The 20086-nt window shown below is 69.6% G+C and carries 15 protein-coding genes; 8 read left to right on the forward strand and 7 right to left on the reverse strand.

Translation table 11 applies throughout. The annotated features are described in order from the left end of the window. Nucleotides 1–250 precede the first annotated feature (250 nt). Nucleotides 251–4240 (forward strand): AAA family ATPase, encoded by a 3990-nt coding sequence (locus ACFYZ8_RS21425; RefSeq protein WP_388537640.1) that lies wholly within the window; start codon nucleotides 251–253, stop codon nucleotides 4238–4240. A gap of 187 nt (nucleotides 4241–4427) precedes the next feature. Next, nucleotides 4428–5165: a glycosyltransferase family 2 protein gene (locus ACFYZ8_RS21430; protein ID WP_359034118.1), complete on the forward strand. Its 738-nt coding sequence runs from the start codon at nucleotides 4428–4430 to the stop codon at nucleotides 5163–5165. A 20-nt stretch (nucleotides 5166–5185) separates the two neighbouring features. On the opposite strand, the gene ACFYZ8_RS21435 is transcribed toward ACFYZ8_RS21430, so the two are convergent. After that, on the reverse strand, nucleotides 5186–6421 hold the full coding sequence (locus ACFYZ8_RS21435) for an amidohydrolase family protein (RefSeq protein WP_388537642.1): 1236 nt from the start codon (nucleotides 6419–6421) through the stop codon (nucleotides 5186–5188). Nucleotides 6422–6661: 240 nt separating this feature from the next. Between ACFYZ8_RS21435 and ACFYZ8_RS21440 the strand changes: the two genes are divergently transcribed. The 4 genes from ACFYZ8_RS21440 to ACFYZ8_RS21455 all read left to right on the forward strand — a co-directional run bounded on the left by ACFYZ8_RS21440 (nucleotide 6662) and on the right by ACFYZ8_RS21455 (nucleotide 11241). Then, nucleotides 6662–7000, forward strand: a complete 339-nt coding sequence (locus tag ACFYZ8_RS21440; RefSeq protein WP_388537644.1) for a hypothetical protein — start codon at nucleotides 6662–6664, stop codon at nucleotides 6998–7000. Nucleotides 7001–7056: 56 nt separating this feature from the next. After that, on the forward strand, nucleotides 7057–9315 hold the full coding sequence (locus ACFYZ8_RS21445) for a hypothetical protein (RefSeq protein WP_388537646.1): 2259 nt from the start codon (nucleotides 7057–7059) through the stop codon (nucleotides 9313–9315). A 305-nt stretch (nucleotides 9316–9620) separates the two neighbouring features. Continuing rightward, nucleotides 9621–9962, forward strand: coding sequence for a hypothetical protein (locus tag ACFYZ8_RS21450; protein WP_388537648.1), 342 nt, complete (start codon nucleotides 9621–9623; stop codon nucleotides 9960–9962). 76 nt (nucleotides 9963–10038) lie between these two features. Next, a complete protein-coding gene (locus ACFYZ8_RS21455; protein WP_388537650.1) occupies nucleotides 10039–11241 on the forward strand; it encodes a hypothetical protein in 1203 nt (400 codons plus the stop codon). Between the two features lie 197 nt (nucleotides 11242–11438). Here ACFYZ8_RS21455 and ACFYZ8_RS21460 read toward each other — a convergent pair whose 3' ends face one another. Then, nucleotides 11439–11717, reverse strand: coding sequence for a GntR family transcriptional regulator (locus tag ACFYZ8_RS21460; RefSeq protein ID WP_359034106.1), 279 nt, complete (start codon nucleotides 11715–11717; stop codon nucleotides 11439–11441). 161 nt (nucleotides 11718–11878) lie between these two features. On the opposite strand from ACFYZ8_RS21460, the gene ACFYZ8_RS21465 reads away from it, so the two are divergent. Then, nucleotides 11879–12238, forward strand: a complete 360-nt coding sequence (locus tag ACFYZ8_RS21465; RefSeq protein ID WP_388537652.1) for a hypothetical protein — start codon at nucleotides 11879–11881, stop codon at nucleotides 12236–12238. Between the two features lie 461 nt (nucleotides 12239–12699). On the opposite strand, the gene ACFYZ8_RS21470 is transcribed toward ACFYZ8_RS21465, so the two are convergent. The 5 genes from ACFYZ8_RS21470 to ACFYZ8_RS21490 form a co-directional block, all read right to left on the reverse strand. Then, nucleotides 12700–14040: a S8 family serine peptidase gene (locus ACFYZ8_RS21470; RefSeq protein WP_388537654.1), complete on the reverse strand. Its 1341-nt coding sequence runs from the start codon at nucleotides 14038–14040 to the stop codon at nucleotides 12700–12702. 86 nt (nucleotides 14041–14126) lie between these two features. After that, nucleotides 14127–15536, reverse strand: coding sequence for a hypothetical protein (locus ACFYZ8_RS21475; RefSeq protein WP_389050074.1), 1410 nt, complete (start codon nucleotides 15534–15536; stop codon nucleotides 14127–14129). Nucleotides 15537–15586: 50 nt separating this feature from the next. Continuing rightward, nucleotides 15587–15901 (reverse strand): hypothetical protein, encoded by a 315-nt coding sequence (locus ACFYZ8_RS21480; protein ID WP_359034098.1) that lies wholly within the window; start codon nucleotides 15899–15901, stop codon nucleotides 15587–15589. A 224-nt stretch (nucleotides 15902–16125) separates the two neighbouring features. Further along, complete coding sequence (locus ACFYZ8_RS21485) at nucleotides 16126–16929, reverse strand: TIGR03943 family putative permease subunit (RefSeq protein WP_388537658.1); 804 nt, start codon at nucleotides 16927–16929, stop codon at nucleotides 16126–16128. Then, nucleotides 16926–17951 carry a permease gene (locus tag ACFYZ8_RS21490; RefSeq protein ID WP_388537660.1) on the reverse strand — a complete coding sequence of 342 codons (1026 nt, stop codon included), beginning with the start codon at nucleotides 17949–17951 and terminating at the stop codon, nucleotides 16926–16928. Before ACFYZ8_RS21490 ends, ACFYZ8_RS21485 begins: the two co-directional genes overlap by 4 nt. Before the next feature lie 219 nt (nucleotides 17952–18170). Between ACFYZ8_RS21490 and ACFYZ8_RS21495 the strand changes: the two genes are divergently transcribed. Further along, nucleotides 18171–20009 (forward strand): NAD-binding protein, encoded by a 1839-nt coding sequence (locus tag ACFYZ8_RS21495; protein ID WP_388537761.1) that lies wholly within the window; start codon nucleotides 18171–18173, stop codon nucleotides 20007–20009. Nucleotides 20010–20086: the final 77 nt, after the last annotated feature.

The raw sequence follows: 20086 nt of genomic DNA on the forward strand, positions 1-20086 counted from the left end.
ACCGGAGGAAGTGGGTGACCGTGGGCAGTGTGGCCGAGAACGTACGGCGCGCTGGTTGGCATACGGGGCGCCGGGCTGGTGGCCTGTCCTGGCGCCGCCGTTGGCTGCGCCGTGGGTCATGATCCTGCCAGCCAGGTGGCCCGTACGAGGAGATTCCGGTACTGAGGGCAGTGCGTCACCGCAGGTCAGCCGTATAAAGTGACTTTTCCGGTCCGGATTCAGCCGCGAGGGAAGTAAGGGGTGGAAGACCTTGAGCTCCGACTCAGGAGCACGCACGGCCTTCGCGGAGCGTCTCGCACTGTTGTACAGAGAGGCAGGGAACCCGCCCCTCAAGCGGGTCTCCGAGGGAGTCGGCCGACTCCAGCGTGTGGACGAGCGCGGTCGGCCCGTCCGGGTGTCCGCGCAGCGGATCAGCGACTGGCGGCGGGCCCGGAACGTGCCCGCTCAGTTCACCGCTCTCGCGGCCGTGCTGCACATCCTCATTCCCGAAGCCCGGCGGATCAGTCCCACCCCCGTCTCGGCCGGTCTGTACGACCTGGCCCAGTGGCAGCGGCTGTGGGAGCGCGCGCTGGCGCCGGACGAGGACGAAGGCCCCCAGCCGGAGGCCCCCGCCGGGGTCTGCCCGTACCGGGGTCTGGCCTCCTACCGGCAGGAGGACGCCCGATGGTTCTTCGGCCGGGAACGGAGCACGGAGACCCTCCTCGGGCTGCTCGCCTCCGCGACCGGCACCGGCGGCCTCGTGATGCTCGTGGGGGCCTCGGGCGCGGGCAAGTCCTCGTTGCTCAACGCCGGTCTGGTGACCGCCCTCAAGGAGGGCGCGCTCGACGGTGACGGCGGGGCGGGCGGCCGTACGATCCTCCAGCTCGTGCCGGGCGCCGATCCGCTCACGGAACTGACCGCCCGGATACCCGAGCTGGAGCCCGTCGTCTCCGCCGCGCGGGCCGAGGGGCCGGACATCGACCATCCCCCCGAATTCGCGGACGCCGTCCGGGAAGCGGTCTCCTCGTGGGCTCAGCGCGAGGCGGCCGCCGCCCGGCCCGTCGTGATCGTCGACCAGTTCGAGGAGGCGTTCACGCTCTGCGCGGACGAGACGGTCCGGCGTACCTTCGTCCGGCTGCTGCACGCCGCGTGCACACCGGCCGACCCGGGGAAGCCCGCGCCCGCCCTGGTCCTCCTCGGCATCCGCGCCGACTTCTACGAGCGCTGCCTGGACCATCCCGAGCTGGCCGACGCGCTCCAGCACCGGCACATGGTGCTCGGGCCGCTCACCGTAGGGGAACTGCGCGAGGCCGTGACCGGCCCGGCCCGGGCCGTGGGCCTGGAGCTGGAGCCGGGCCTCGCGGAGCTGATCCTGCGCGAGGTCGGCGCCGACGGTCCGCGCGGTGGGGGCGCCTCCCCTGCCTTCCGGACCAGGGGGGAGCACGACGCGGGCGTACTGCCGCTGCTCTCGCACGCCCTGCTCGCGACCTGGCAGCGGCGCAAGGCGGGCCGGTTGACCGTGGCCGGCTACCGCGCGGCCGGGGGTATCCAGGGCGCGGTGGCGGCGACCGCCGAGCGGGCCTGGTCGGGGCTGGACCCGGCGGCGCGCACGGCGGCCCGGCTGCTCCTGCTGCGCCTGGTGCGCCTCGGCGAGGACACCCAGGCCACCCGCCGACGCGGCATCCGGCGCCAGCTGGCCGCCGAGTCGACGGACCCCGACAAGACCGAGGAGTCCCTCGAGGCGCTGGTGCGCGCCCGGCTGGTGACGCTGGACGCGGAGACGGTGGAGATCACCCACGAGGCGCTGCTGACGGCGTGGCCGCGGCTGCGCGAGTGGATCGACGAGGACCGCAGCGACCATCTGCTGCGCCAGCGCATCGAGGAGGACGGCCGCTTCTGGGAGGGCTCGAACCGCGACACCTCGCTGCTGTACCGGGGCTCACGGCTGGAACAGGCGCGCGCCTGGGCGAAGTCCGCCGGGGACACCTATCTGACCCGCAGCGCGGTGGAGTTCCTGGCGGCCTCGGTCCGGCTGCGCCGGCGTACCGTCCTGATCGCCCGGGGCGCGGTGTCGGCGCTGGTCGTCCTCGCGATGGTGGCCGTGGGTTCGGCGGTGGTGGCCTGGCAGCAGCGCAACGACGCCGTGTTCGAGCAGGTCGTCGCGGAGGCGGACCGCGTCCAGTACACGGACCCCTCGCTGTCCGCCCGGATCGACCTGGTCGCGCACGACCTCAGGCCCGACGACGAGGGCACCAACACCCGGCTGATCTCCATCGTCAACGCGCCCCTGGCCACCCCGCTCACCGGCCACACCGGAGCCGTCTACCTCACCTCGTTCAGCCCGGACGGCAAGCTCCTCGCCACCGCGAGCTACGACCGGACCGTACGGCTGTGGGACGTCGCCGACCGCAGTCACCCCAAGCCGCTGGGCGCACCCCTCGCCGGCGGCACGAGCTGGGTGAGCAGCGCGGTCTTCAGCCCGGACGGCAGGACACTGGCCAGTGCCGGCGACGACGGGCGGATCCGGCTCTGGGACCTGAGGGACCCCCGGCGCCCCACCCCTCTCGGCGCTCCCCTGACCGGCCATCGTGGCACGATCTACCTGATCGCGTTCAGCCCGGACGGGCGCACCCTGGCCTCCGCCGGTGAGGACAGGACCGTACGCCTGTGGGACATGCGTGACCGGGAACGGCCTCCCACCGAACTCACGGGTGCCGGGGCCGCCGTGCGGTCCGTGGCGTGGAGCCCCGACGGGCGCACGCTGGCCGCGGGGGGCGACGACACCACGGTCCGGCTGTGGAACGTCACCGACCCGCGTCGTCCGCAGCGGTACGGGACCCCGCTGAGCGGCCACACCGCCCTGGTGCACTCCGTCGCCTTCAGCCCGGACGGCCGGACCCTGGCCAGTGGCAGCGCCGACGACACCGTACGGCTGTGGGACGTGAGCGACCCCGGGCGGCCGAGCGCGATCGGCTCGGCCCTCACCGGTCACACCGGTCCCATCTGGTCCGTGGCCTTCAACTCCGCCGGGACCATGCTCGCCGCCGCCAGCGCGGACAGCACGGCGAGCCTGTGGAACGTGACCGACCCGGCGTACCCCTCGCAGATCGGCGAGCCCCTCGCCGGGAGCAGCGGTGAGATGTACGCGCTGGGCTTCAGCCCCGACGGCCGGACGCTCGCCACCGGCAGCGGCGACAGCAAGGTGCGGCTGTGGTCGATCCCGACGGGAGACGTGGTGGGCGGCAGCGGGGCGTTCCGGCGGGACGGCAAGGTGCTGGCCACGGCCGGGCGGGACGGCCGTATCCGGCTGTGGAACGTGGCGGACCCGGCCCGGCCCGTGGCCCTCGGCCGGCCGTTCACCCCCGAGACCCGCTCCCCGGACTCCCAGGTGCTGTTCTCCCCCGACGGCCGCACCCTCGCCGTGCTCACCACCGGCCGGGTCCACCTGTGGAACGTCAGCGACCCGGCCCACCCCGTGCCCTACGGTCCTGAACTCGTCCTGCGCTCCCGGTTCATGGGCCCGGCGGCACTGGCGTTCAGCCCGGACGGGCGCACCCTGGCCACCGCGTACGACGACCGCAGCCTCCAGCTGTGGGACGTCACCGACCCGGCCCACCCGGCCTCCCACGGCCCGATCGCCGGACACAAGGGGTACATCGACGCCCTCGTCTTCAGCCCGGACGGCCGGACCCTGGCCAGTGGCAGCGCGGACGGCACGATCCGGCTGTGGAAGGTGACGGACCCGGCCCGTCCGGCCCCGCTCGGCAAGCCCCTCACCGGACACACCGGGCCCGTCAACGTGCTGGTCTTCAGCCCGGACGGGCACACCCTGGCCAGTGGCGGCGACGACGACACGGTCCGGCTGTGGAACGTGGCCGACCCCGCGCACGCCGCACGGACGGGCGCCGCGCTCACCGGGCACACCGAGGCGGTCGTGTCGCTGACGTACAGCAGCGACGGCTCCACCCTGGCCAGCGGCGGCAACGACAACACGGTCCGGCTCTGGGACGTGGCCGACCCGGCCGCGGCCGCCCCGATAGGGCAGTCGATGAGCCCCAGCGCCAAGACCGGCAGCTTCCTCTCCTACAGCCCCGACAGCCGCATGCTCGGGGTCTCCAGCGGCGCGGACACCGTCCGGCTGTGGGACCTGGACGTCGACGACGCGATCAGCCGCATCTGCGCCACGACCTCGAACGTCCTGACCCGCCAGGCATGGAAGGAGTACCTGCCGCGGCTCTCGTACGATCCTCCGTGCGACTGAGGCGTATGACGTGATCCCGCTCACAACTTCTCCCCGCAGCGGAGGAGTCCGCTCCCGTCGTTCCTGCGGCCTTGTTACTGTTGGCCATAGCCCGACCGCTGGTGCATCCCCCGTCGCCAGCGGTCGGGTTTTTTCGTGCACCGTTCGGGCTTCAGTCCGTGCATGGTTCACGCATTAGGGTGAGGCGGTGCGCATCACGATCATCACGGCCGTCCATGCCCCGTCCGCCCGTTTCCTTCCGGAGGCCTACGCCTCGGTGCGCGCCCAGGAACTGCCCGGCGGCTGGGAGTGGCGCTGGGTGATACAGGAGGACGGCCAGACGGACGAGGTACGCCCGTACGTCCCCGACGACCCCCGTGTGACCTTCCGTCAGGGCCGCGCCGGCGGGCCCGGCGTCGCCCGGACCGTCGCACTCGCGCACGCGACGGGGCCGTACGTGAAGGTGCTGGACGCCGACGACCTGCTCACTCCGGGCGCGCTCGCCCGGGACCTGGCCGTGCTGGAGGCCGATCCCGCGCTCGGCTGGGTGACCTGCCGCGCCCTGGACCGGCTCCCCGACGGCTCCACGGTCGGCTTCCCCGGCGACCCGGACGAGGGCCTCCTCCCGCCCGGCGCGCTGCTCGCGCACTGGAAGGCCCACGCCCTCCCGCTGGTCGTCCCGGGAACCCTCTTCGTCCGCCGTGAGCTGCTGCTCGCCCTCGGCGGCTGGATGGCCCTGCCCGCCTCCGAGGACACCGGCCTGCTGCTGGCCCTGGACGCGGTGAGCCGCGGCTGGTTCATCGCCGAGCCCGGTCTCCTCTACCGGAAGTGGGAGGGCCAGGTGACCGGGCAGGCGGCGCATGTGGACACGGCGGAGCGGGCGGCCCGAATAGCCGTGACGGAGGCGCGGGCGCGGGCGCTGGCCGCCCTCGACTGGAGCCACTGACACGGCTGCCGGGCGCCGGACTACCTGTCGAAATCGAGGTCCAGCATCCGGATCGCGTTCCCCCGCAGCAGCTTGTAGGTCACCTCCGCGGACAGCCCGGCCACATGCTCCTCGGCGACCTTCTTGGTGTGCGGCCAGGTCGAGTCGACGTGCGGGTAGTCGGTCTCGAAGGTCGCGTTGTCGACGCCGACGGTCTCGATGGCCTCGATGCCGTGCCGGTCGCGGAAGAAGCAGCAGAAGATCTGCCGGTAGTAGTACGTCGACGGCGGTTCCGGGATCAGGTCCTTGACCCCGCCCCAGGCCCGGTGCTCCTCCCAGACGTCGTCGGCGCGTTCCAGGGCGTACGGGATCCAGCCCATCTGGCCCTCGCTGTACGCCAGTTTGAGCCGCGGGAACTTCACCAGGACCCCGGAGAACAGGAAGTCCATCATCGAGGCCATGGCGTTGTTGAAGCTCAGCGACGCCTGCACGGCGGGCGGCGCGTCCGGCGAGGCGGCCGGCATCTGCGAACTGCTGCCGATGTGCATGTTGACGACCGTCCCGGTCTCCTCGCACGCGGCGAAGAACGGGTCCCAGTAGCCGGAGTGGATCGACGGCAGCCCCAGATAGGTCGGGATCTCGCTGAACGTGACGGCCCTGACGCCCCGTTGGGCGTTGCGCCGGATCTCCTGGACGGCCAGCCCGACGTCCCACAGCGGAATGAGACACAGCGGGATCAGCCGGCCGCCGCTGTCCCCGCACCACTCCTCGACCATCCAGTCGTTGTAGGCCCGCACACAGGCGAGCCCGACCTCCTTGTCCTTGGCCTCGGCGAAGGTCTGCCCGCAGAAACGGGGGAAGGTAGGGAAGCACAGGGAGGCCTCGACATGGTTGATGTCCATGTCCTCCAGCCGCGCCTTGGGATCCCAGCAGCCCCGCCGCATCTGCTCGCGGGTGATCCCGTCGAGGGTCATCTCGTCCCGCGAGAACCCGACGGCCGCGATGATCCGCTTGTACGGGAAGAGCTCGCCCTCGTACTCCCACCAGTCCGTGAGCTGCCCTTCCGGATCGGTGGTGAACCGGTACTTCCCGCCGACGTACGCGAGGTCCCCGATACCGGCGGTGAGCGGTTTCGGCCCCCTGTCCCGGTACTTCGCCGGGAGCCAGGTCTCGAAGAGGTGCGCGGGTTCGATCACGTGATCGTCCACGCTGATGACTTTGGGGATGTCCCTGGTGCCCGGTCCGGGTCCGGTCCCGCTCTCGGTGGTGACGGCCATTGCCTGCCCCTTAGCCGGTATCTGATGGGTCGTCAGATCGAAGGCTAGGGGGAGGGGGGTGGGACGGCAAGAGAGGGAGGCTTTCCGGCGGGGTCGACACTCCACACGGAAGGCGATGAACGCCTGGGGCGGCGTCGTGACGCGGTGATAGTTTTTGCTTACTGATCGTTGGTTCACGTGCTCGCACGCCAACAGATTCCGCGCTTCGCGGGGCGGACATGGACACATGGGGAGTGGGGTATGTCGGGCGGAACGGACATCGACGATCCGGCGGCGTTGAACCGTGCAGGCAGCGGCTCGAGCGAAATGGCGGGCCGGACACGTACCACCGGCGCGTACCCGGTGGACGAAACCCGGTCGGCGTCCCGGGACTTCGGCGGCGGCAGCTGGGACGGCGGGCTGGGCGAGGCGCTCGGCGGGCTGGCGGAGACATGGTCGAGTCAGGTCTCGTCGCTGGCCGGAAAATGCGACAGCCTCTCCCGGCAGTGCGGCGGCTCGGGCCTGCTGTTCCAGAGCACCGAGGCGGCCAACACGCAAACCATGCGCTCCGTGTCCGGCGAGTCGTCGCCCTTCGGGTAATCCGGCTCAGCCACCCACCGCACCGCCTGAATCGACACGGGGGATTCACCACAGCCATGCCGACCTACGAGCAGCTCTACCACCTCAGCCTCAGCAACCTCAAAGCGGCAGCGGACCGTTGGCAGGAGACGGCCACGAAGTTCCAGGGCCTGCACACCGCGTTCGGTGACGAGGTCGCCCGGCCGTTCAAGCAGGCGGGCTGGAGGCAGCCGGTGCTGACGGCGGCCAAGGCGGAGAGCGACGTACGCGCCACCCACCAGGAGTTCGAGGACGCCCAGAAGGAGGCGGAGGGCATCGCCGGTGTCCTCACCACCCTGCACAGCGCGCTGCAGAAGGCGAAGAGCGACCTCCACGTGCTGGCCGACGTCGAGGCCAAGAAGCAGGACCTCCACGTCGATGCCACCGGTGTGGTCACCCCGCGCAACGACCTCTCCCACGGCGCCGCCCGCCACGACCCCGACGGCCAGGCCCTCATCCGCGAGCAGCAGCAGGCCTGCGACGCCCTGGTCAGCCGTATCGAAGCGGTCCTCCAGCAGGCCGCCGACGCCGACGAGAGCGCCTGCTGGGCGCTGCGCCGCGATCTGGGCGGCCGTTCGGACGACTTCAACTCCAAGGTCGTCACGTCCCTCGACGCCGCCGACGCCACCCACGCGGCCGAGCTGATGAAGAAGGGCGCCGAGCTCACCGACACCGAACTGACCGAGCTGAACCACCTGTTGAAGGCCAACCGGGGAGACGCGGAGTTCTCCACCGACTTCTACCAGCAGCTCGGCCAGAAGGGCAGCCTCCAGCTCTACGGCCAACTCGCCCTGCAGACCTCCGACGCGAGCGACGAACGCAAGGAGCTGCTAAGGGAGATGCAGCGCAACATGGGCAACACCCTGGCCACCGCGACCGACCCGGACAAGAAGCCACACCTGTCCGCGCAGTGGGCCGCGGAGTTCCGCAAGCTCGGCACGCAGCACGTCAAGCTGTACCCCGACAGCATGAGCGAGGGCCCCTACGGCTACCAGCTCCTCGGCGGCATCCTTCGCTACGGCACCTACGACTCGAGCTTCCTCACCCCCATCGCGGAACACGTCACCCAACTCCACGCCGACAACCCGATGTTCTTCGCGAACACCAAGGCCGACTTCGGCGACTCCATGTACGGCTTCAACCCCTCGGGCAAGAACGGCGCCGGCTACGACCCGATGAACAGCGTCCTGGAGGCACTGGGGCACAGCCCGCAGGCCGCCGTCGACTACTTCTCGCCGCCCATGGAGGCCTACGCCGAGAACGGCACCCACAAGGGCGAGCTGTCCGAGATCGACGGTGCCACCAATTACCTGGACTACCTCACGAGCAAGGACTACGACTCCTTCCCCGACATCACCGGCCACGACCCCGACGCCGCGCAGAAGTCCATGAACGACTTCCCCGACTCCTTGGGCCACGCCCTCGAATCCGCGGTCTCCGGCCAGCTGTACGACGAGCACGGGGAACCTGTGACGGGACACTCGGCGGAACAGGCCACGCTCATGCACCAGGTGGTCGACAAGTTCGGCAGTGACCCGTCCCTGATCAGCGAGAAGGACAACGGACCACTGGCGCCGCTGGCCGACAGCCTGGGGAACATGACGGCCGAGTACATGTACGACGTGCAGAAGGCGCTGGCCGGCGACAGCTCCAACGTTCCGACCAACGGCGTGGACGCCGGACTGAAGGACCTCAACAACGGCGACCTGTCAGTCTTCCTGGGAGCAGTCGGCAAGGACCCCGACGCCTACGGTGCCATCAGCAACGCCCAACAGACAGTCACCACCCAGCTCATCAGAGACACCCTGGCCGACCATTCCAGTGGCGATACCAGGACGAGGGCCGTCGAAACGATGGTGGCCCCGGGCGCACTGCTCAGCGGGATCATGGAAGAGTCCCGCTCGCAGGCCGTCTACGTCGAAGGAATCGCCAAGGACGAGGATTTCAACAAGAGTCTCGCTACCGCCGACAAATGGGTCGGACGAATGATCGACGTGGGGGCGAGCAAGTTCCCCGTCGCCGGAGATGCCATCGGTTGGGTCACGGAGGACATCCGCGAAGCGACCGTAGAGCACTTCACGCGCGATTCGGGAGATGAATTGAGCGACAAGGAAATGCGCCAGCTGGAGCTGCAGAGAGAAACCGGCGCCCAAGCGGCGAAGGCGGCGGCCCTGACAGCAGCTCAAGAAGCGGGCCTCGGTTCAGATGAGACAAGCCGACTCGCGGACGCCGTGTACGACCAGGCCAACAAGAGTTACAGCGATGGCCGCAGCCGCGCTGACGGTATCGACAGCTGATCGAGGTGTGCCGCGTGAGCAGTTCCAGCAGCGCCCAGTTTTCTCGCCGTTCAGGTCACCGAGGGGCTTGGTCAGCAGTCGTTGCACTCGGCCTGGTCGCAGCGGCTGGCGTCGGGTGGTGGGTATGGCAGTCATCCGGGGAACCGGCTGTCTCGGTGCCGGCGAAAGTTTGCGGAGGTTCGGTTTCAGGGAGTCCGGTTTCTTCCATACTCCCCAAAAGCGGATCCGAGTTCAAGGAGAAGTATCGGAGCTTCGGCAGCGCAAGCGCTGATACCACAGGATCATGCTTCCTGCGCGGAGGGGGGATGACCATCGAAATCAATTATGGAGTGCGCCTCGGCAGCGAGTTCAGCGAGGCGACCATTGAGAAGATGGCGACCGCGGCTGGCAGGTCCCCTTTGTCGGTAGGCAGGGCGAAGGGGTACGTGAGTGACACTGGCGGCGTGCTCTTCGTGTCCTGCCCATCCGAGGAGGACCCCAAGTCTCTCGTCAGAATCGAGGCATATTACTTGCACCATCCGAATGACGTGCAAAGCGCTTGGCGCAAGCCCTTCCAGGATCTGACGGTTTCAGCGGCTCGCTACGTCGCCCAGGATGCCTTGAAGTGCGAAGGCGCCGAGAATCTAGGCCGCGACGGAAATGAGTGACGTTGTCCAGAACTGCCCGGTGAACGCCGAAGGGAGAGCGGCGAGGATCCCGGACCGTGTACGCAAGTCGGTCAACGTGCTGCTGTGCGTGGTCGCCGTAGCAGGGATCGGGGTGAGTGGCACTGTCCTGTGGCAGAACCTGAATGCCCGGCACCAGATCAACGAGGCCTGCGCGGGACTCGTTCCGGCGGGGCGCGTACTCGCACTCTCACCGGCGGGCGGCACCATCTCGCACCGGGTGGCCGACGAAGGCACGATCGAACTCGATGCCGGACTGCCGCAGGACTGCGAGATCTTCAGTACGGAGGCCGGGGAGAATCAGGGGTCGTCCAGCGGCGAACGCTGGTTCTTCACGGGCGCGGTGGGTGTCCTGCCCTCGCCCGACCCCTACGTGCCCGAAGAGCCTGTGGAGTTCCTCATCACCCCGTACTCCCACCACACGTACCCCGTCGAACCGCTCGGCGGAGGAATGGCCGGCATGGTCACTGCCTCCAGCGTCACCGTGCAACTCCCCTGCACAGCAGTGACGTCGTATGGCGAGCCGGTCAAGGCCCTGTGGGCGCGGGCCTCGCTGATGGATCCCGGCCCGGCGTTCACCGAGAACGGTCAGATGACCTCGCACGACCGGAACGTCCTTGCCGAAACGGCCGTAATCACCGCCAACAACTTCGCGGAACATTTGGGCTGCGACGACCGGCTACCCGAACCTCCGCGGAACATCCCCGCTCTGAAAGAGGGCCCAACCGCGGCGACTCGTGCTGACGGCACCTGCGGGTGGTATCGCGAGAGCGGCTTCACGCACCAGGAAGACCTTCCGGACCAGGTGCTGGAGAGTCGCACGGACGACAAGGTGTGGGACGAGGAATGCGCTCTCGTGTTCAGCAAGGCCCGTGCGAGCGACGTCTGGCAGTCCCAAGTTGACCATGGCAAGGACGTCGACAGCGTCGAGCAGCCATCGCGCCCGGGAGAGTGGTGGGTCGCGTACCACACCTACTCCGGCGAGGCTGCGAAGAACGTCAACCTGCCCACCGACTACGACGGTCTCCCGTTCGTCGCCGAGCAGGGCAAGGCTGGCCGCAGTGACAAAGCGGCCTGGTGGGCTTCCTCGGTCTGTGACGGCAAACCACAGGTCCACACGATGTCCGTCGCCTACGGCTACAACAAACTGATGCCACCCGCGCTGGAGAAGATGTTCCACGCGTACGTCACCGACGTCGTCGAGCGTCGCGGTTGCACGGACGCCAAGTTTCCCTCCCACTCGACATTCCGCGCCGACTGAGCCTGAAGCGTGGCGGGCGGACTGGTTCTGGCGCGAGATCGCCTCCGCGGACACACATGCGCTGGGCTGCAATTGTCCCGCTCGGCTCCTCGCCTCGATGTGCTCGGCCTCGGCGTGTGGATGAGCCAGGACCACCTGCCGGTTGTGGAGCCGGGCCCCTCTTGCGGTGCGCTTGAGTCCGTTGAGGGGTGTGGCCGTCAGTCGCCGGACGAATCGTCTTCGGGAACGTCGACGGGGACCGCGATGACGAACACGCCCTTGCCCTGCACCCCTTGAACGATTCCCTCGGCCTGCAGCGCATCGATGGCGGACTTGATGGTTCGGCGGCTGACCACTCCACCGGTTTCCTGTTCCAGTTCATGGTGAGAGGGAATGCGCCGACCGACCGGGATCTCCCCGCGTCGGATGCGCTCACGCAGGGCTGACGCGAGCTGCATGTACATCGGGGTGATGCTCTCCCGCTCGATCTCTATCATGCCCTGGAGCGTAAAAGGCCACCTCAGGACATCATAGGCCGACTTATCACGTGAGAAGACGTACCAAGACGTACCAAGTTGTCGTACAGTCGGTACCGACAGAAGACCCCCGCGACGGTGGGCGCCGTCCGGGGGCACGGCCACCAGCCTCTGAGGAGCTGATGACAGTGAGCATTATCCATGCGCTGCTGCGCTGGATCCTGGACACATGCGCGCCCGGTACCGGCACGCGGAGGGCGGGTGCGCGCCCGGTCGTGCCGGTTTCCGCCGTCGATCCGGCGATGCCTGGCCGCCTCGCGGTGCAGCTGCCCGCCCACCGCTCGCCGTACGGACTGTCCACTCCGCTGGACGGCCGGACGGCGGCCTCTGTTCGCCCGTATGTGCTCGCGGCGGAGTGGGCTTGTCAGGTACGGGAGCATGAGCGGGCGCGGCAGGCGCGGCGTCGGGTGGCCCTGGTCCTCGCGGCCGACTTCGGCATCGACCTCGACCGTCACGTCATCGGTGCGGTAGGGGCTGCGTGATGGGAACGCGAAACGAGCGGGCCGACGAGGGATCATCCCCGGAACAGGATCTGGTGGCACCGAAGACACCACAAGCGGGAGCCCGTAAGCCAGTACGGATGTGTGTCCGCTGTCATGTGACCACCGAGACCCCGGTCGTGGTGGCCGTGGTGCACCAGAACTCCGGGCCTGGCTTCGTCGTGTACGCGTGCCGGGCATGCGCTCCGCACTGCCCGCCACAGCCGGACGCCCTCACCGCAATCCCGCCGTCCCGTCGGCCCCGGGGCGAGCGGTGAGCGCGCCGCCTGTCGATACACCAAGTGCCCCGTATTGCGGGACGTCCCAGGCTCCTCGCGACTGACCGCTGAGCCCATCGGGAGTTCAGCTGCCGTCGAACGTCCGGGCCTCATGTATCAACTCGCCCCTGCTCTCACACTCCTCTGAGTACGGAGAGCAGGGGCTGACGAGCCAGCACCTGGCAGTTACTGCTGCGGCGGCCACTGGCCGTGGGGCGGGGTGGGCGGCTGCTGGTACGGATTCTGCTGCGGCGGGACAGGCTGCTGCTGGTACGGGTACTGCTGCGGCGGGACGGGCTGCTGGCCGTACTGCGGGTAGCCTGCCGGGCCGCCGGGGCCGCCGTTGTTGTTGTTCTTGTTGCGCCGGGAACGCTTGACCATCAGGAACACGACGAGGGCGAGCACAGTCAGGGCCACGACGCCGGCGATGACGAGAAACAGCATCTGCTTCTGGTCTGCCTGTTCGGCCTCTGCTGCGTAGTCGGCGTCGGACTTGCTACCAGCGCTCGGAGCGGCGGAGGGGCTCGCATTCGCAGACGCCGACGTCGGAGCCTTGAGGGGGCCGTACTTCGAGCCCGCAGGGATGTCTTCCGTCAGGGCGGCGAGCGGGCGGATTTCACCGTAGCCGTACTTCTCGTCGGGGAGGGAAAGCCCCTTGGCGGAAGCTGGCAGCACGGCCGTCTTGGTGAGGCGGTTGGCGATCTGACCTGCGGTGAGGTCAGGGAACTTCGATCGGAGCAAGGCGGCAGCTCCGGACACCAGTGCCGTTGAGTCCGACGTGCCGGTCCCCATGCGCAACCTGTTACCAGGAGAACTCGCACTCACGATACGTGTAGCGGGAGCGGTGAGTAGAACTTCTGGCCCGGAGTTGGAATTGGACCAGACGACGCCGGTGTTATCGACGCCCCCGACCGTTAGAACACCCGGATACTTTGCCGGAAAATCGATCCTGTTCACGCCTTCATTTCCGGCTGCCACCGTTATCAGGACATCGTGGCCTAGTGCGTAGGCCACTGCCTCGCGATCTTCGGGGAGATCCAAATGATTTGAGACGGAGATATTGATGATGGAAGCACCATGGTCCACTGCAAAGCGAATTTCATCCGAGAAACCGGCTTCGCCATTCATGTCCCATCGGATGGGAAGGATCTTAGCTTCTGGGGCAAGTCCAATGACTCCGTCAGCGGCGCCCGCTCCGTGCCCGTGTGCAGCAATCAGCGACGCCATGGCCGTACCGTGGTCGTCTCCAGACGCAGGAGACGGATCGTCGTCGCCGTCCCAAAAGTCCTTACCCTCGAGCACATTCCCCTTCAGGTCCTGGTGCTCGGCATTGACGCCGTCATCGATGACCGCGACTGTGACACCTTCGCCTTTGGAGTAGTGCCATGCGGATTCTGCCTGCAGGGTGTCCAGTGCCCACTGGGCGCTTCTGGTCTGGTCGGCGGAAGCGGCAGGGGCCGCCGCCAGGATCAGCGCGCCCGTCAGTGCCGTGGCGCCCAGCACTCGCACCGTTCGCGTGAAGGCCATTCCGTTTCCCTCTCCCATCGCAGACGTGGGCGTGACCCGAAGGCCACGCCCACGCATCCTGTCATGTGCCGGTGAGGACCCTGCGGTTACTCGATGACCCGCGGCGCCGCATTGGTCTGCGGGGTCCAGGTCTCTTCGTCCTCGACGAGGTAGTCGGGACGCTCGCCCTCGCGCTGCTCATCGTCCTTGCGGCGACCAGTACGGGAGCCCGGGGCACCTGCGACACCGCCCTTGCGGACCGCGCTGGCCCCTCCCCGTCCTGCGGCACCACGGCTACTGTGCAGGCCCGAACCACCGGCCGTGCCCCGGCCCGCGCCCGCCCCGGCACCAGCACCGGCCTTGGGTGTGCCACCGACCACACCGCCACTTCGGCCAGCCACGCCTCCGGCACGCGCGGCACCACCCCTGGCAGCAGCACCCGCGCCGGCAGCGCCACCAATGCCCCCGGCACGCCCCGTCATACCGCGAGCGGCACCGGCTCCAGCCGCCCCGCCCACGGCACCACCGACGAAGCCGGCACCGCCACCGATACCACCACCAGCAGCAGTTCCGCCGCCGACCGGGCCGACGCCGCCTGCAGGGGCCCCCGTGCGGCCACCGGAGATTCCGTCAATCGCCGTGCCGACCTGGGGCTGCGACACGGTCGGCTTGTGCGCGCCTCCGGTGACACCAGACGGGGGTGCCACGGGCTTCGACGAGCTGATCGCGCCGACCTGGCCACCACGGGCGGTACTGGAGGTTGTGGCCTTCGGGCTTCGAGGAGCAAGCTCCATCGGAACCACCACGGGAGCGGGGGCAATACCGCCCGGATCACCGGGAAAGTCCTCGCGGTGGTCGTACTTGTCCGGAGGCAAAGGCGTCTTCTGCTTCCAAGACCCAATCTCCGCAGCCCGACTGTTATAAGCCGCCCCCAGAATCTCCATCTTCGCAGCCATCTTCAGCTGCGCCTCCCGCCCCTCCGACAAGCTGGTCCCGTACTTGTCGAGGGCATCCTGCGAACCGACCCCGCTCTTGATGGCGTCGTCCGCGGCCTTGCCGCCGCTCCGGTCACCGGCGTTGACGACGAAGTCCACCGCGCTGGAGACCTTGCCCGGCTTCTCCATCGCCAGGACCTCCGGCCGGACCTGGTCGAGAATCACGGCGGCGCCCGTGAGGGACTTCGAGACGTTGTGGGCGTACTTGGAGCTGTCGGTGAGCTTCTTGCTGATGATCTGGGCCTGTTCCCGGAACAGATCCGCGCTCTGGCCCTCCCAGTGGGCCATCACATGCTCCACGGCGTGGTCCAGGATCTCCTTCACACCGCCGGGCCCCACCAGAGCCTTCTCGAGCCGGGCCCAGCCCGCCGCGACCGCCTTCACCGTTCCCGGGTCCGCGTCGCGGACCATCTCCTTCATCTGGTCCATGTCGGAGTCGACGCCGAACTGCGTGGTGTGCTTCTCCGCGAAGCACTGGTTCGCCGGGACGTACTCGAAGTTGTCGATACCCTCATCGGCCACAGCTGCCGTCCCCCATCCTCATGTGACTCTCCGCGCGGCAGAACACCGGCTCACTTCCTGTTGAACGCGGCGAGGTTCTCCGCCTCGGCGTCGGCGTACGCGTCATGTGTCTTCTTCGTCTTCTGGCCGAAGGAGTCCAGCACCCGCTCCAGGTGCGCGACGATCTCGTAGAGGCGTTCCTTCATCTGGTCGTGGGCCTGGTGCAACGCCTCGGCCTCACCGAAGTTCTTGCCCAGCGCCCCGGCGGGCAGGTACGTCGAGTTCCTCGCGTCCGAGCCCGACGACCCCATCTCCCTGATGGCCTGGTTCAGCTTCGTGATCGTGCCTTCGATCTCACTCAGATCGACCTTGTACTGCTCGGCCATACCCAACTCCCCGTTGGCTCCCCGTGGTTACTCATCTTCGCTCACGCCCTGCCCGCGTCGCCAGTCACTCAGGACCCGACCGCCCGCCGCGGACAGGGAGTTCACGGCGCATCAGGTGATCATCTCAGTCCTCGGCCATGTGTGATCACGGGGGACTGGGCAGCGGCAAGGCAGCGCCCGGGGGTGGCACGCCGGTGCCCCCCCCCGGCGCCCGGTAAAGAACCTCAGTTGTTCCAGGTCTCGTCGTACGGGTCGCGCGGCGTCGGGACCGGCTTGGCCTCCGTGACGTCGAGGTACGGGATCGGGCCGCCGTTCACCGTGTCCTTGGTGCGCTTGGGTGTGTACGTGCCGGTGACCTGGAGCCAGCCGTCCGGTTTGAGGACCGGTGGGATCCGGCCGGTGAGGCCGACCTTGACCGGCTGGGCGTCCGCCGCGCAGCAGTTGAGGGCCATGCGGACCAGGTAGGGCGCGCCGGAGCGGTCCAGGGCGACGAAGCCGGTGATGGTGATCCGCCGGCCGGACAGACCCCGGCCGTGCTCGTAGACCGCGCGGCCCGCGTAGTCGGCGAGGCCGAGCCGCAGGGGTCCGCTCTCCGGGAGCTTCATATAGCCGTACGACTGCTGCAAGGCCGTACCCGTACGCATGGCGCTGTAGGAGCCGAGGGCGGGCGGGGCGACGAGGATCAGGGCGAAGAGGGGGAGGACGAGGAGCCAGGAGACTCGGGGTTCGCGGTGAGCGTGCTCCCGCTCTTCCTCCCGCTCCCCCTCCCGCTCCCCCGCCCCCTCTTCCTCCCGCTCCCCTGCCCCCTCTTCCTCGCGCTCCCCCGCACGCTCCCCCTTCTCCTTGCCCCTGGAACGCCACTCGTACCACGCCGTCGCCAGCGCCGTCGCGATCAGGACGACACCGGCCGCGAGGACCAGCGGACGCAGGCCCGCCTTGACGTAACGCAGGTAGAGGTCGGTGAGGCCCGCGTGCAGGAGGGCCGCGCCGAGGACGAACAGGACCGCCGACTGTGCCTGCCGGTTCACAGCATCACCCACCCGGTCAGGACCGAGACCACGATCGCCAGGGCGAGGGTCGCGGGCGCGAAGCGCAGGGCGAAGGCACGCCCGAAGGTGCCCGTCTGCATCGCGAACAGCTTGAGGTCGATCATCGGGCCGACGACCAGGAACGTCAGCCGCGCGGTGAGCGAGAACTGGGTGAGCGAGGCGGCCACGAACGCGTCCGCCTCCGAGCAGATCGACAGCACCACGGCCAGGGCGGCGAGCGCCAGCACGGCGATCACCGGGTTCTCCGCCGCCGTACGCAGCCAGGTCTGCGGGACCACGGCCTTCAACGTCGCCGCCGCCATCGCGCCCACGACCAGGAAGCCGCCCGCGTGCATCACGTCATGCCGGACCGAGCCCCAGAAGGCGGCGCCCTTGCCCTGGCCGTCGTAGGAGTGACGGGTCGGTTCCTTCAGCAGGTCGGTGCGGCCGAGGCGCAGCCACAGCCAGCCCATCGCGCAGGCCACCAGCAGGCTCGCGACGAGCCGGGCCACGACCATCTCGGGGTTCCGCGGGAAGGCCACGGCGGTCGCCGTCAGCACGATCGGGTTGATCGCCGGAGCGGAGAGCAGGAAGGCGAGGGCCGCGGCCGGGGTGACACCGCGCCGGACCAGGGCGCCCGCCACCGGCACGGACGCGCACTCGCAGCCGGGCAGCACCACGCCCGCGGCCCCCGCCACCGGCACCGCGAGAGCGGGGTTCTTCGGCAGGGCGCGGGCGAAGAACGACGGCGGCACGAACACCGCGATCGCCGCCGACAGCAGCACCCCGAGCACCAGGAAGGGCAGCGCCTGGACGAGCACGGCGACGAACACCGTCATCCAGCTCTGCATGACCGGCGCGCCCAGCGCCCCGCGGATCGGGCCCTGGAGCAGCACCACCAGCAGCATCAGCAGGGTCAGCACGAGAGGGGAGTTCAGGCGCCGGTCGGCCTCGTCCCTCGGTGCCGGGCGCGGGTCCTCGCCGGCGTCCCGCGTGCGCGGAGGTGCTTTGGTGACGGACACGGCCGGGGTCCCTCCGGAGGTGGGCTGCTGGTTTCCCTGTCCGTGCGTACGGCAGAGAAGGTCCGATTGCTCAGTGTGCGCGACGGTTTGGGGATTTCTTGACAGAGGGTCGCCTCACCTGTCCGACGTGGCGACATCCGTCCCGGTGAGGCAGTCTTCTCCCTCGTGGGGAGCCTTCCGAACCAGAGTCCCGGGCCGCCGGGCGACGCGGCCGCGCACATGGTGGTGTGCGGGGACGACGGACTCGCGCACCGGCTGGCGGCCGAGCTCACAGGTGTCTACGGCGAGCAGGTCACGCTCGTCGTCCCGGCCTCCGAACGGACCGTGCGGCCACCGGTGGTGGTGCGGGCCCGGTCCGCGTCCGCGCTGCTCGACCGGGTGGTGACCGCCGCCGTCGGCCTCACCGGCAACGGCAACGGCGTGGTCACCGCCACCGGTGAACCCGCCAGCGGCATACGGCTGATGGAGGCCGCCGAGCCCAACGAGGCGGCGCTCGCCGAGGCGGGCGTGGAACGCGCGGACGCGCTCGCCCTCGTGTACGACGACGACGAGACCAACATCCGCGCCGCCCTCACCGCCCGCCGCCTCAACCCCCGGCTGCGGCTCGTCCTGCGGCTCTACAACCGGCGCCTGGGCCAGCACATCGAGGAACTCCTCGACCAGGCCTCCGCGTTGGCCTCCGGTGACCCGGCCGACAGCACCGGTTTCGACGCCTCCACGACCGTGCTCTCCGACGCCGACACCGCGGCGCCCGCGCTGGCCGCCACCGCCCTCACCGGCACCAGCAAGGTGCTCCAGACCGGCGGCCTGCTGCTGCGGGCGGTGGAACGGCCGCCGGCCGGGGCCGGGGAAAGTCCCGTGCCGGGCCTCGCCACCCTGGCCCTGCTCTCGCCCACCGACAGCTCCGGACCCGGCGGCGACCAGGGACCGACCCTGCTGCCCGACGCGGCGGCGGTACGGGACGGCGGCGGGCGCGCGACCGTCGTGCTGGAGCAGGTGTCGTACGCCGGGCCCGCCCTGCCCGACGGGCGGGGTGTGATGCCGTGGTTCGCCTCGCTGTTCTCGCGGCGGCTGCGGTGGTCGCTGGCCGGGATGGTGGGGTGCGTGGTCGCGCTCGCCGTCGCGCTGTGGCTGGTGACCGGGATCCATCCCCTGCTCGCCTTCTATCTGACGCTGCTCGACCTGTTCGCGATCGACGACCCCGCGATCGGCCAGTCCGTCGGCCGGCAGATCCTCCAGCTGCTGTCCGGATTCGCCGGACTGCTGCTCCTCCCGGTGCTCCTCGCCGCGGTCCTGGAGGTCCTCGGCACCTTCCGCACCGCGTCCTCCCTGCGCAAACCGCCCCGGGGCCTCGGCGGACACGTCGTGCTGCTCGGGCTCGGCAAGATCGGCACCCGGGTGCTGACGCGGCTGCGGGAGCTGAACATCCCTGTGGTGTGCGTCGAGTCCGACCCCGAGGCCCGCGGACTCGCCACGGCACGGCGGCTGCGGGTCCCGGTGGTGCTCGGGGACGTCACCCAGGAGGGGGTCCTGGAGGCCGCCAAGATCCACCGCGCGCACGCACTGCTCGCGGTGACCAGCGCGGACACCACCAACCTGGAGGCCGTGCTGTACGCGCGGGCCGTGCGTCCCGATCTGCGGGTGGTGCTGCGGCTGTACGACGACGACTTCGCGACGGCGGTGTACCGCACCCTGCGGGCCGCGCACCCGCGTGCGTCCACCCGCAGCCGGAGCGTCTCCCACCTCGCGGCTCCCGCCTTCGCCGGGGCGATGATGGGACGCCAGATCCTCGGGGCCTTCCCGGTCGAGCGGCGGGTGCTGCTGTTCGCCGCGGTGGACGTGGGCGGGCACCCGCAACTGGAGGGCAGGACGGTCGGGGAGGCGTTCCGGGCGGGGTCCTGGCGGGTGCTGGCCCGGGAGGAGTCCGGGGACTCACCGGGCCTTGCCTGGGATCTGCCGGACACCTATGTGCTGCAGGCGTCGGACCGGGTGGTGCTGGCGGCGACCCGGCGGGGGCTGGCGGAGCTGCTCGGGCGACGGGGGCGGATGGGGACGTAGCCGTACGCGAACGGGGTGCGCAGTTCCTCGCGCCCCGAAACGACATGGCGTGATCGCCCCTTCAGGGACGCGGGGAA

It is taken from the genome of Streptomyces sp. NPDC001668, from assembly GCF_042893155.1.
Taxonomy (GTDB): Bacteria; Actinomycetota; Actinomycetes; order Streptomycetales; family Streptomycetaceae; genus Streptomyces.

Excerpts from the sequence above, each read along its gene's own strand:
- ACFYZ8_RS21470 (WP_388537654.1), bottom strand. The coding sequence starts at position 14,040 with ATGGCCTTCACGCGAACGGTGCGAGTGCTGGGCGCCACGGCACTGACG.
- ACFYZ8_RS21445 (WP_388537646.1), top strand. The coding sequence starts at position 7,057 with ATGCCGACCTACGAGCAGCTCTACCACCTCAGCCTCAGCAACCTCAAA.
- ACFYZ8_RS21480 (WP_359034098.1), bottom strand. The coding sequence starts at position 15,901 with ATGGCCGAGCAGTACAAGGTCGATCTGAGTGAGATCGAAGGCACGATC.
- ACFYZ8_RS21460 (WP_359034106.1), bottom strand. The coding sequence starts at position 11,717 with ATGATAGAGATCGAGCGGGAGAGCATCACCCCGATGTACATGCAGCTC.
- ACFYZ8_RS21495 (WP_388537761.1), top strand. The coding sequence starts at position 18,171 with ATGGTGGTGTGCGGGGACGACGGACTCGCGCACCGGCTGGCGGCCGAG.
- ACFYZ8_RS21440 (WP_388537644.1), top strand. The coding sequence starts at position 6,662 with ATGTCGGGCGGAACGGACATCGACGATCCGGCGGCGTTGAACCGTGCA.
- ACFYZ8_RS21450 (WP_388537648.1), top strand. The coding sequence starts at position 9,621 with ATGACCATCGAAATCAATTATGGAGTGCGCCTCGGCAGCGAGTTCAGC.
- ACFYZ8_RS21435 (WP_388537642.1), bottom strand. The coding sequence starts at position 6,421 with ATGGCCGTCACCACCGAGAGCGGGACCGGACCCGGACCGGGCACCAGG.
- ACFYZ8_RS21465 (WP_388537652.1), top strand. The coding sequence starts at position 11,879 with ATGACAGTGAGCATTATCCATGCGCTGCTGCGCTGGATCCTGGACACA.